The 12,432-nt window shown below is 52.9% G+C and carries 9 protein-coding genes; all 9 read left to right on the top strand.

Features of this window, described 5'->3' with window-relative positions; all coding sequences use genetic code 11:
* The first annotated feature begins 1 nt into the window (after position 1).
* The 9 genes from proS (at position 2) to ACFO9Q_RS00945 (ending at position 12,431) form a co-directional block, all read left to right on the top strand.
* A complete protein-coding gene (gene proS, locus ACFO9Q_RS00985; protein ID WP_379177716.1) occupies positions 2 to 1,450 on the top strand; it encodes a proline--tRNA ligase in 1,449 nt (482 codons plus the stop codon).
* A 33-nt stretch (positions 1,451 to 1,483) separates the two neighbouring features.
* On the top strand, positions 1,484 to 5,803 hold the full coding sequence (locus tag ACFO9Q_RS00980; RefSeq protein ID WP_379177714.1) for a PolC-type DNA polymerase III: 4,320 nt from the start codon (positions 1,484 to 1,486) through the stop codon (positions 5,801 to 5,803).
* 258 nt (positions 5,804 to 6,061) lie between these two features.
* Complete coding sequence (rimP, locus tag ACFO9Q_RS00975) at positions 6,062 to 6,523, top strand: ribosome maturation factor RimP (RefSeq protein WP_379177712.1); 462 nt, start codon at positions 6,062 to 6,064, stop codon at positions 6,521 to 6,523.
* 47 nt (positions 6,524 to 6,570) lie between these two features.
* Positions 6,571 to 7,674, top strand: coding sequence for a transcription termination factor NusA (nusA, locus tag ACFO9Q_RS00970; protein ID WP_379177710.1), 1,104 nt, complete (start codon positions 6,571 to 6,573; stop codon positions 7,672 to 7,674).
* Positions 7,675 to 7,710: 36 nt separating this feature from the next.
* On the top strand, positions 7,711 to 8,022 hold the full coding sequence (rnpM, locus tag ACFO9Q_RS00965) for an RNase P modulator RnpM (protein WP_379177708.1): 312 nt from the start codon (positions 7,711 to 7,713) through the stop codon (positions 8,020 to 8,022).
* A complete protein-coding gene (locus tag ACFO9Q_RS00960) occupies positions 8,009 to 8,362 on the top strand; it encodes a L7Ae/L30e/S12e/Gadd45 family ribosomal protein (RefSeq protein ID WP_379177706.1) in 354 nt (117 codons plus the stop codon). The genes rnpM and ACFO9Q_RS00960 overlap by 14 nt, the downstream gene beginning before the upstream one ends.
* Positions 8,331 to 11,081 carry a translation initiation factor IF-2 gene (gene infB / locus ACFO9Q_RS00955; RefSeq protein WP_379177704.1) on the top strand — a complete coding sequence of 917 codons (2,751 nt, stop codon included), beginning with the start codon at positions 8,331 to 8,333 and terminating at the stop codon, positions 11,079 to 11,081. The genes ACFO9Q_RS00960 and infB overlap by 32 nt, the downstream gene beginning before the upstream one ends.
* 7 nt (positions 11,082 to 11,088) lie before the next feature.
* Complete coding sequence (rbfA, locus tag ACFO9Q_RS00950) at positions 11,089 to 11,445, top strand: 30S ribosome-binding factor RbfA (protein ID WP_379177702.1); 357 nt, start codon at positions 11,089 to 11,091, stop codon at positions 11,443 to 11,445.
* Complete coding sequence (locus ACFO9Q_RS00945) at positions 11,442 to 12,431, top strand: DHH family phosphoesterase (RefSeq protein ID WP_379177700.1); 990 nt, start codon at positions 11,442 to 11,444, stop codon at positions 12,429 to 12,431. Before rbfA ends, ACFO9Q_RS00945 begins: the two co-directional genes overlap by 4 nt.
* Position 12,432 lies beyond the last annotated feature (1 nt).

Here is a 12,432-nt window from a genome sequence, read left to right as displayed (position 1 = left end):
TATGTCCAAGGATAAGCAATTCGTCAGTGAGATTACACCTCAGAGCGAGGACTTCTCACGTTGGTATATCGATGTTATTAAGAAGGCGGAACTCATGGACTACTCTCCAGTGAGAGGCTGTATTGTCTTCCGCCCTGAGGGCTATGAGCTGTGGGAGAACATTCAGCGTGACCTGGATCGCCGCTTCAAGGAGACGGGGCACCGCAACGCGTACTTCCCGTTGTTCATCCCTGAGAGCTTCTTCCAGAAGGAGAAGGAGCATGTCGAAGGGTTCAATCCCGAATTGCCGTGGGTAACTGAAGCAGCTGGAGAGAAGCTCGAGGAGCGTCTCGCCATTCGTCCAACCTCAGAGACAATGTTCGGACACATGTATTCGAAGTGGATTCAATCTTACCGGGATCTACCGCTGCTGATTAACCAGTGGGCTAACGTGGTACGCTGGGAGAAGCGTACGCTGCCATTCCTGCGGACTAGTGAATTCTTATGGCAGGAAGGCCATACGGCTCATGAGACGGAAGAAGAAGCGCGTCAAGAGACGATGCAGATGCTGGAGATCTACCGGGACTTCGTCGAGAGCTTCCTGGCCATCCCAGTTGTAGTCGGACAGAAGACGCCGTCAGAGAAGTTCGCCGGTGCGGTCGACACGTATTCCATTGAAGCGATGATGAAGGACGGGCGTGCGGTACAAGCAGGCACCTCCCACTATCTGGGAACGAACTTCGCAGTCGCATTTGATATTAAGTACTTGGATCGGGAGAATACCCTTCAATTCGCGCACACGACCTCATGGGGCGTAAGTACAAGACTGATTGGCGCGATGATTATGGTGCATGGAGATGACCGCGGACTAGCCTTGCCGCCGAAGGTGGCTCCAACACAAGTCATTATGATTCCAATCGGTCCGGCGAAGACCCGTGAGCAAGTAGTGGGACGTGTGGATGAACTGCATGCAGAGCTTAAGAAGGCAGGCTTCCGCGTTCGCGTGGATGACCGTTCCGATGTAAGCCCGGGCTGGAAGTTCAACGAATATGAGATGCGCGGTGTTCCTCTTCGCTTGGAGCTCGGACCTCGTGATATGGAGAATGGACAAGTCGTTCTCGTATCCCGAATCTCTGGAGAGAAGCGAATCGTCGCTCAAGACAATCTGGCGGCGGAAGTCGAACGGATGCTGGAAGAGATTCAAGCCGACATGTTCGAGCGCGCGAAGCAGTTCCGTGAAGACAACTTCAAGTCCGTTGATACGCTGGATGAGATGAAGGCCTTCATGGAAGAGAAGCGCGGCTTCGTGAACGCCGGCTGGTGCGGCTCTGCCGCTTGTGAGAAGCAGGTGAAGGAAGAGACCGGCGCCACTAGCCGCAACATTCCGTTCGAGCCTGCTGTGAAGAAGACGAAGTGCCTTGTATGTGAAGCAGAAGCGCAGCATACGGTTGTTTTTGCCCGAGCCTATTAATCGGCAGCTATCGGGTGGCAAGGGGAGGTAGACATGAGCTCAACCGGGGACCAGCGGCATCGCTTCGAGCTGCTCATGCAGCAAGCGGAGCTGCCGCAAGAATTAATTCAAGCCTATTACGCAGATGGATATATAGAGCAAGTTATAGTGAGCAGCAGCAATCGAGAATGGACGTTTTGCATCCGCAAAACGTCCTTGGTTCCTTCCAAGGCCTATCACGTCTTAACACAGCTAGTGAAGGACAAGTTCGCTCATATCGCAGCTACGTCATTCAAGTTCAGCTATGAGGATTCAACGGCAACCTCAGACATCGTCAAGGAATATTGGAGCTCCTTCCTGGAATGGGCTCAGGATGAGATTGCTTCGGTCAATGGCTGGCTGCAGCGAGCGGTGCTCGAGGCAGACAATGATCTGGTGACGGTCACGTTCCACGATGGGACGGGTCTCGAGCTCGCCAAGAAGAAGAAGATCGACGAGGAGATTGTGAAGTACTTCGACCAGCAATTCGGCAGAGCTTGCCGGGTGAAGATGGCAGTCGCGATCGTGGAATCCAGGCAAGAAGTGTACGAGCAGTTCGCTCAGAAGATCGTTCAGGAGGAGCGCGAGGCGGTCCAGCAGATTATGGCGAGCGCACAGACGGAGAGCTTCAGCTCCGCTGAGGAAGATGCGAATCTCCGTCTTGCCGTCGGCTATGATATACGCGAAGAGCCTGTTCCCCTCATGAACATTCGGGAAGAGGAGAAGAAGCTGACCGTCCAAGGGATGGTGTTCGGACTGGATGTGAAGGAGCTGCGTAACGGCAGCACCTTGTTCACATTCAATGTAACCGACTTCTCTGATTCCATGGCGATGAAGATGTTCGCGAAGACGAAGGAAGATGTGAAGGTACTCAGCCTGCTGTCCAATGGCAAGTGGATTAAGGCTCGGGGCCGCATCGAATATGACCGCTTCATGCAGGAGCCAGAGCTCGTCATGATGCCGAATGATCTCCATGAAGTACCGTCACCGCCGGAGCGCAAGGACAATGCGGAAGTGAAGCGGGTTGAATTCCACCTTCATACGACGATGAGCACGATGGATGCGGTAACGCAGGTAGGCACCTATGTGAAGACTGCGGCGAAGTGGGGCCATCCAGCAATAGCGGTGACGGATCACAGCAATGTGCAATGTTACCCGGATGCGTTCAAGGCGTCGAAGAAGAACGGCATTAAGGTGCTGTTCGGCGTGGAAGCCAATGTCGTCAACGATGCGATTCCGATGGTGTTGCTCCCGCGCGAGGAGCAGCTCGCGACAGCAGAATATGTCGTATTCGATATCGAGACGACTGGTCTATCCGTCATCAACAGCCGCATTATTGAGCTTGCGGGTGTGAAGATGCGGGAGGGCAAGGAAGTGGATCGCTTCTCAACCTTCATTAATCCACATGAGAAGATTCCCTATCATATTCAGCAGTTAACGAATATTAATGATGAGATGGTGCGGGATGCACCTGAGCTTGAGCCGAAGCTTCGTGAATTCATTGACTTCATCGGAGATGCGGTGCTCGTCGCTCATAACGCCAGATTCGATATCGGCTTCATCCAGGCGAACTGCAAGTCGCTCGGCCTGCCTGAAGTGCTGAATCCTGTACTTGATACACTTGAGCTAGCTAGATTCCTGCATCCTTCGATGAAGAATCATCGACTTAATACTCTCTCGGACAAGTACAAGGTCAGCTTGGAGAACCATCACCGGGCAATTGATGACTCCATCGCACTGGGCGGCGTGCTGTACGGCCTCATCGGCGATGCGGCTCAGCGCAATATTACGGGGCTGCATCAGCTGAATGATTATGTCGGGATCGACTTGTCTAACTCCCGTCCGTTCCATTGCAATATATACGCGCTTAATGCTGCGGGGAAGAAGAACTTATTCAAGCTCATCTCGTTATCCCACACCGAGCACTTCAAGCGTGTAGCCTGTATTCCGAAGAGCAAGCTAACCGAGCTTAGAGAAGGGCTGCTCGTTATATCCGGCTGCGAGAAGGGCGAGTTCTTCGAGACGGTGCTGAACAAGTCGGAGGAGGAAGCAGAGGAAGTTGCGCTGTTCTATGATGTGCTCGAGATTCAGCCGATCGACTTCTATATGCATCTTGTTGAGAAGGGGCTCGTAGGCAGCCGCGCTGAGATTGAGCAGGCTCATCGGCGCATCTGCCAGATCGGCTACAAGCTGAACAAGCCCGTTATCGCAACGGGCAACGTGCATTATCTCAATCCGCGGGATAAGATCTACCGCGATATTACCATTGGCGGCATTACCGGCTTCAGTCCGCTGAAGGGGATGCGCAAGCCGGATGCTCACTTCCGGACGACGGACGAGATGCTGAAGGAATTTGCTTATCTAGGAGAGGCTAAGGCCTATGAGGTGGTCGTCACTAACACGGTAGAGCTCGCCGAACGATTCGAACCGTACGAGATGTTCCCAGACAAGCTGTTCACCCCAATCCTAGAAGGTGCAGATGAAGAGATTCGAAGCACCTGCTACAACACGGCTAAGTCCATGTACGGGGAAGAGCTGCCTGAGGTCGTTGTGGCTCGTCTGGAGAAGGAGCTTGTCCCGATTATTAAGTATGGATTCTCAGCGAACTACTTGATCTCAGAGAAGCTCGTGAAGAAGTCGAATGAAGACGGCTATCTCGTCGGCTCCCGGGGCTCTGTAGGGTCCTCAGTCGTTGCAACCTTCCTCGGCATCTCGGAAGTTAATCCTCTGCCAGCGCATTATCTATGTCTGGACAAGGAATGCCGTTACAGCGAATGGTTCTTGGACGGCAGCGTGCCGAGCGGCTTCGATCTCCCGCCCAAGTCCTGTCCGAATTGCGGCAAGACGATGAAGGGCGAGGGACAGGACATTCCGTTCGAGACGTTCCTCGGCTTCAAGGGGGACAAGGTGCCAGATATCGATCTTAACTTCTCTGGGGTGTACCAGCCGCAAGCCCACAACTACACGAAGGTGCTGTTCGGGGATAAGGCCGTATTCCGGGCTGGAACGATCGGAACCGTAGCGGAGAAGACGGCGTTCGGCTTCGCCAAGAAGTACGAGGAAGAGAACGGCAAGAAGTGGCGCGGGGCAGAGCTGAACAGGCTCGCCAGCGGCTGTACGGGAGTGAAGCGCAGCACAGGTCAGCATCCGGGTGGGATCGTCGTCGTACCGGATTATATTGAAGTGGAGGATATTACGCCGGTTCAATTCCCTGCCGATGATGTGAATGCAGAATGGAAGACGACTCACTTCGACTATCATGCCTTCGATGCGAACCTGCTGAAGCTCGATATCCTCGGCCATGATGATCCGACGATGATGAGAATGCTGCAGGATCTGACTGGCGTTGATCCAACGACGATTCCGATGAACGATCCCAAGGTTATGAGCATGTTCAACTCGACGAAGGCGCTCGAGGTATCGCCGGAGAAGATTCGTACGCCCGTAGCGACGTACGGAGTACCGGAGATGGGGACGAAGTTCGTTCGCCAGATGCTTCAAGAGACGCAGCCAACCTCATTCGCTGACTTGCTTCAGATCTCAGGACTGTCCCACGGCACGGGGGTATGGCTCGGCAACGCCCAGGAGCTCATTAAGAACGGCACGTGCAACATCAAGACCGTTATTGGCTGCCGTGACGATATTATGCTCTACTTGATCTACAAGGCGGGAATGGACGCGGGTCTAGCGTTCAAGATTACCGAGAGTGTGCGGAAGGGCAAGGGGCTTACGCCGGAATGGATTGAGGAGATGAAGCGCTGCAAGGTGCCAGGCTGGTATATCGACTCCTGTCTGCGCATCGAGTACATGTTCCCGAAGGCGCATGCGGCAGCCTATGTCATCTCAGCAGTCAGGACGGCTTACTTCAAGCTGTATTATCCGATCGCTTATTATGCAACATACTTCACGGTGCGAGCAGAGGACTTCGACCTGGAGCTGCTGTGCCAAGGCTATGAAGCGATTATGCGCAAGCTGATGGAGATTGAAGCGAAGGGCTTCGCAGCTACACCGAAGGAGAAGAATTCCGTCTCCTTGCTCGAGATGGCACTGGAGATGACCGCGCGCGGCTTCTCCTTCAAGCCGATTGACCTGTACCGTTCCCATGCCACGGACTTCATCGTAGATGGTGAATCGCTCATCCCGCCATTTGCAGCGATTGCCGGCATCGGGGACAATGCAGCCCGCAATATCGCGGCAGCCAGGGAAGACGGGGAGTTCCTGTCCGTTGAGGACTTCCAGATGAAGTCCAAGGCCAGCAAGACGATTGTGGAGGTATTGAACGGAATGGGATGCTTCCGCGGCTTGCCGGAATCCAATCAATTATCCTTGTTCTAGCGTGCTGGATGAAAAGACTTCTTGTCACACTTTACGCGGTTATGTTATAATTTTTGTGGCAATGATGGTAATAGAGACTTTTTGATGCAGAAGAGTGGGGAAACCCACTCTTTACGTTTTTGAATCGGGCATATTGTATTGACATGATATGAATAGCTGATTCAACGACGCAGCATATAGGCGCCGTTGTTTTCGTGTATCAGGATAAGCCCATGTCTCGCCATACTTCGCATGTCCAATTCGGGAGGTCACATCCACTTGAGTACATCCAAAATCAAATCCGTAGTTGAAGAGATGGTTCGTCCATTCGTAGACAGCCAGGGCTTCGAACTAGTCGATGTTGAGTACGTGAAGGAAGGAAGCAATTATTTCCTCCGAGTATTCGTAGACAAGGACGGCGGAATCGATATCGACGAATGCGGCCGTATTAGTGAATATTTAAGCGAGAAGTTAGATGAGAATGATCCGATTACGGATGCCTACTTCCTCGAGGTATCATCCCCTGGTGCTGAGCGTCCGCTCAAAAAAGCCGAGGATGTTGCCAAAGCGGTAGGCAAGCAAGTTTACATAACCACTTATGAGCCAATTGAGGGAGCTAAGGAGTTTGAAGGCCGGCTGCTTTCTTTTGACAATGATCAAGCGGTTGTGCAGACCGGCAAGAAGAAGGTGGCGATTCCTTATGCCAAGGTCGCCAGCGCGCGGTTAGCCATCGTATTCTAGGTGCTGCAGGTTCTGTTGTTAGATTCGAAAGGGGGAACTCCATTCCAATGAGCATGGACTTTATTGAAGCATTATCGGAAATTGAGAGAGACAAAGGCATTACCAAAGACGTGCTGCTGGAAGCGATTGAAGCAGCGCTCATCTCCAGTTACAAGCGCAACTTCAATACCGCGCAGAACGTCCGTGTTGATATTAATCGCCACACAGGCGTCATTAAAGTATACGCACGCAAGACAGTCGTTGATGAGGTGCTTGACCCGCGCCTTGAGATTACGGCCGAAGCAGCACGCGAGGTTAACCCGCATTACCACTTGGACGATATCGCCGAGATTGAAGTGACGCCTCGCGACTTCGGACGAATTGCCGCTCAGACGGCTAAGCAAGTGGTTACACAGCGTATTCGGGAAGCGGAGCGCGGGCTGATCTATAACGCTTTTATCGACAAGGAAGAGGATATCGTGAATGGCATTGTGCAGCGTCAGGATGTGCGCAATCTGTTCATCGATCTGGGTAAGGTAGAGGCGGTGCTGCCGCTGACGGAATTAATGCCTACCGATAAGTTCAAGCACGGAGACCGCGTCAAGTCCTTCATTACGAAGGTCGAGAATACGACGAAGGGTCCTCAGATTATACTATCCCGTACTCACCCTGGCCTGCTGAAGCGGCTGTTCGAGCTTGAGGTGCCTGAGATCTATGACGGCGTCGTGGAGATTCGCTCCGTTGCTCGTGAAGCGGGCTTCCGCTCCAAGATCGCGGTTCATTCCCGCAATGAGGAAGTGGATCCGGTCGGCTCCTGCGTAGGACAGAAGGGGATGCGTGTACAGACGATTGTGAACGAGCTGAAGGGCGAGAAGATTGATATCGTTCGCTGGTCGGAGAATGTGGATGAGTATGTTGCCAATGCGCTCAGCCCGTCCAAGGTGCTTGAGGTCATGGTATTCGAAGCGGAGAAGATGGCTCGAGTCATCGTGCCTGATTACCAACTATCGCTGGCGATCGGTATCAAGGGTCAGAATGCGCGTCTGGCTGCGAAGCTGACGGGCTGGAAGATTGATATTAAGAGCGAGACGCAAGCGGAGCAGGAATACGGGCGTCCACGGACAACGGAAGGCACGATGCATCAGGATTCCGTCTCCATTGACTTGGCCTAAGCGCCTGCTAGTTGCAAGGTAAGGAGGGGGATCCCGTTGAAGCAGAGAAAAGTACCGCTGCGCAAATGTATTGCTTGCCAGGAAATGATGCCGAAGCGAGAGCTGATTCGTGTGGTCCGAACACCTGCGGATGAGGTGCTCATCGATCTTACGGGCAAGAAGGCAGGACGCGGAGCCTATCTATGCGGGAAGGTCAGCTGCTTCAAGCTGGCCAAAAAATCAAAAGCATTCGATCGTGCGCTCAAACATCCAGTAGACGCTCTGATCTATGATCAATTAGAACAGGACTTCATTGCGGTGGAAGAGGAGTTCCTGGCTGGCAAGGAGCATGCGGATGAAGAGTCCTAAGGCATTATCAACACTTGGCATGGCCATGCGGGCAGGGATGCTGGCGACGGGCGATGAGATCGTCCTGAAGGCGGTGCAGAAGGGTCAGGCCAAGCTGGTCATCGTGGCAGGGGACGCTTCGGATAATACGAAGAAGAAGTTCCGCGACAAGTGCAGCACCTATGGAGTACCACTCGCTATAGCCTTCGACCGAGCTGCTCTTGGGCATGCCATCGGCAAGTCGGAGAGGGTCATTATTGCGGTAACGGATAGCAAGTTCGGACAAATGATCGCAAGTCATCTGAGCCAACATTCGGAGGTGGATAATATTGACCAGTCAACAGGACAGCAAGGACAATAAAGATAAGCTCCGCGTATACGAATATGCGAAGTCGCTCAATATGAGCTCCAAGGAAATTATAACGATTCTTAAACGGCTTAATCTGCCCGTTAATAATCATATGAGCGTAATGGAGAATGAGATGGTCGGCAAGGTGGAAGGCTTCTTCCGTGACATCAAGACAACCGCAGCCGCTAAGCGTGCGCAAGAGACTTCCGCTGCTGCGACCGTATCCTCTACTCCCGCACAAGCAACGAACAAGCCGCAGCCACAGCAGCCGGCTAGCATCACTATATCTCAAGACAGACAGGGGCCTATGAATTCTATCAAAACAACAACGCAACCAAACCAAAATCAGCAGCGAGAACAACGTCCATCTAATCAGCAAGGAAGCCGTCCGGTATCCGCGAACTCCGGCCAGAGCCAAAACCGTCAAGGCGGGGGCAGCAGCCAAGGCAGTCAGAGCGGTCAAGGCGGAGCAAGCAGCAGCCGTCCATCATCTAACCAGAACCGTCCTTCCACTGGAGGAGGACAGAATCGTCCTTCCTCATCCAGCAGCAGCCAGGGCGGTAATCGTCCAGCTGGCGGCCAAGGCGGAAGCAGTCGTCCAAGCGGAAGCCAAGGCGGCGGTCAAGGCGGGAACCGTCCTAGCGGCGGCGGCTATTCCAGCGGCGGTCAAGGCAGTCGTCCAGCTGGCAGCCGTCCGGCAGGCCAAGGTACGCAAGGTGCAGGTCAAGGCGGAGCGCCAGCCCGTACGTTCGATAACAACCGTCCGGCTCCGAGCCGTACGTCCGACAAGCCGGGAGACAGCTTCAACCGCGGCGGCAACGGCGGAGGTCCTAATAACCGCAACAACAATCGATCAGGCAAGCCGGGTCAGAACCGCTTCGACGACAACCGCGGCGGCGGCTACAAGGGCAATAACCGTGGCGGCAAGGGCGGCAGAGGCAGAGGTCAACAACAGCCTCCACGTGAGAAAATTGACAACACACCTAAGAAAATTATCGTTCGCGGCAATATGACCGTTGGCGAATTCGCCAAGCTGCTTCATAAGGATGCTTCCGAAGTCATTAAGAAGCTGATCTTCTTAGGCGTACTTGCTACGATTAACCAAGAGGTGGATCTGGATACGATTCAACTGGTTGCCGGCGAGTATGGCGTGGAAGTTGAAGTGAAGATTCCGGTTGAAGAAGATACGTTCGAGAATGTAGAAGAGCAGGATGAAGATGCAGATCTGGAAGCTCGTCCTCCTGTCGTTACGATTATGGGTCACGTCGACCATGGTAAGACGACTCTGCTCGATGCAATTCGCCACACGAATGTAACAGGCGGCGAAGCAGGCGGCATTACGCAGCACATCGGTGCTTATCAGATCGAGATCAACAATAAGAAGATTGCATTCCTGGATACCCCAGGTCACGAAGCCTTCACCTTGATGCGTGCCCGTGGAGCGCAAGTGACGGACATTACCATCATCGTGGTTGCCGCAGATGACGGCGTTATGCCTCAGACGGTTGAAGCCATCAACCATGCTAAGGCAGCAGGAGTGCCCATTATCGTAGCGGTCAACAAGATTGATAAGGAAGGCGCTGATCCTGACCGGATTAAGCAATCCCTTACGGAGTTCGAGCTCGTACCGGAAGAGTGGGGCGGTGACACCATCTTCGTTAATGTATCTGCGAAGCAGCGCATTGGCTTAGAAGAGCTGCTTGAGATGATTCTGCTCGTTGCCGAAGTGAATGATTACAAGGCTAACCCGAACAAGCGTGCTCGCGGTACGGTTCTCGAGGCCGAGCTGGATAAGGGCAAGGGACCAGTCGCACGCGTACTCGTACAGCATGGAACACTGAAGATTGGCGATGCCTTCGTCGCAGGTAACTGCTTCGGCCGTGTCCGCGCGATGGTGAATGACAAGGGACGCAGACTGAAGGAAGCTGGACCGTCAACACCGGTAGAGATTACAGGCCTGACGGAAGTTCCTCTAGCTGGCGATCCATTCATGGTGTTCGAGGATGAGCGCAAGGCTCGTGCAATTGCTGACCGCCGTGCAATCAAGCATCGTCAATCCGAGCTTGGAGCGAATACTCGTGTCACTCTCGATGATCTGTATAAACACATCAAAGAAGGTGAAATTAAAGACCTGAACGTCATTATTAAGTCTGATGTTCAAGGTTCTTCCGAGGCGCTTAAGGGCTCCCTGCAGAAGATCGATATTGAAGGCGTACGGGTTAAGATTATTCATAATGGTGTCGGTGCCATTACGGAATCCGACGTTAACCTCGCCTCTGCGTCCAATGCAATCGTCATCGGCTTCAATGTACGTCCTGAGCCTCAGGCGGAAGCAGCAGCGGAGCAAGAGAAGGTTGATATCCGTCAGCACCGCGTAATCTACCACGTCATCGAAGAGATTGAACAAGCGATGAAGGGTATGCTTGACCCAATCTACAAAGAGTCTGTAATCGGTACGGCTGAAGTTCGTAACGTGTTCAAGGTTACTAAGGTTGGCTCCATTGCCGGCTGTATGGTAACTTCAGGCAAGATTACCCGTTCTGCCGAAGCTCGTATCATTCGCAGCGGCGTAGTCGTCTACGAGGGCAAGATCGACTCGCTCAAGCGCTTCAAGGACGATGCGAAGGAAGTAGCACAAGGCTACGAGTGCGGGATTACCGTGGAACGCTTCAATGATCTCAAAGAAGGAGATATTATCGAAGCCTTCATCATGGAAACCGTAGAGAGGTGATCAACATATGGCAAAAATCCGCGTGGGCCGGGTAGGCGAGCAGATTAAAAAAGAGCTCAGCCAAATTATCAGTTCCGAACTGAAGGATCCGCGCATCGGCTTCATTACGGTGACCGGTGTTGAGGTAACAAATGACTTGTCGCAAGCGAAGGTATATCTAAGTGTGCTTGGCAGCGATGAGCAGAAGGAAGAGACACTAAAGGCGCTGGCCAGAGGAACGGGATTCATCCGTTCCGAGCTGGGCAAGCGTATGAGACTACGCCACACACCAGTGCTGTTGTTCAAGTTCGACAGCAGCATTGAGTACGGCAGCCGAATTGAATCATTATTGGATCGTATTAATGACGGGAATGTTCCTTCATGACGGAAGTCGCTGCCTATCATCAGCAGTTGGATGACGCGCTAGCCTTCCTTCAAGAGGGCGAACAATTTCTCGTAGTATCCCATGTACAGCCAGACGGCGACGCGATAAGCTCCACATCCGTTGTCGGCTGGCTGCTTTCTAAGCTTGGGAAGCAAGCGGTACTTATGAATGAAGGCGAGGCGCCTTCGAGGTTAAGCTATTTATATACTTACTCTACTATTATTAATTACAAGCTGACTCCGCCTTCGGAGTTATTCACTCATGTTATTACAGTGGATTGTGCAGACTTCCGCAGGATTGGTGACGTTGCCGGTTGCTTCGCCCCGCATGCGAAGCTGCTTAACATCGATCATCATCCTACGAATGACGGATTCGGTCTCGTTAACGTCATCCGTTCGGACGCAGCAGCTACTGTAGAGATCTTATATGATCTCATAGAGAGGGCTCAGATTCCGCTCGATCTGGACTGTGCAACGGCCATCTACACCGGGTTGTTGACCGACACGGGGGGCTTCCGTTACTCCAATACGACACCGCATGTGATGGAGATCGCTTCTCGCATGCTAGCGCTTGGAGTATCGGGTCATCGAATTGCAGATCACCTGCTAGAGAAGATGACGATGGCTAAGCTGAAGCTGCTCGGTCGAGGCCTATCCCGATTAACCTTCTCAGAGGATCAGAGAATTGGCTGGCTATACGTGGCTAAGGATGATATGAAGGAGACTGGGGCTGTTCCCGAAGACCTGGAAGGGCTTGTCAACTACGCCTTGAATATTGATGGAGTTGAAGTTGGCATTCTGCTCAAGGAGACCGAGGACGGCTCGGTGAAGGTCAGCCTTCGTTCAGCAGGAGCTGCCGATGTCGCTGCTGTTGCCCAGTCATTCGGCGGAGGCGGTCATGTAAGAGCAGCCGGTCTCCGAATGAACGGACCGATACCTGATGCAATAGAGCATATTGTTGGAGCGGTTAGAAAGGCGTTGAATTAAA

The sequence above is a fragment of the Paenibacillus sp. GCM10023252 genome (assembly GCF_042653305.1).
GTDB lineage: Bacteria > Bacillota > Bacilli > Paenibacillales > Paenibacillaceae > Pristimantibacillus.
This window is presented reverse-complemented; position numbering and strand designations above follow the sequence as displayed.

Excerpts from the sequence above, each read along its gene's own strand:
- proS (WP_379177716.1), top strand. The coding sequence starts at position 2 with ATGTCCAAGGATAAGCAATTCGTCAGTGAGATTACACCTCAGAGCGAG.
- ACFO9Q_RS00980 (WP_379177714.1), top strand. The coding sequence starts at position 1,484 with ATGAGCTCAACCGGGGACCAGCGGCATCGCTTCGAGCTGCTCATGCAG.
- nusA (WP_379177710.1), top strand. The coding sequence starts at position 6,571 with ATGAGCATGGACTTTATTGAAGCATTATCGGAAATTGAGAGAGACAAA.
- ACFO9Q_RS00960 (WP_379177706.1), top strand. The coding sequence starts at position 8,009 with ATGAAGAGTCCTAAGGCATTATCAACACTTGGCATGGCCATGCGGGCA.
- rbfA (WP_379177702.1), top strand. The coding sequence starts at position 11,089 with ATGGCAAAAATCCGCGTGGGCCGGGTAGGCGAGCAGATTAAAAAAGAG.
- ACFO9Q_RS00945 (WP_379177700.1), top strand. The coding sequence starts at position 11,442 with ATGACGGAAGTCGCTGCCTATCATCAGCAGTTGGATGACGCGCTAGCC.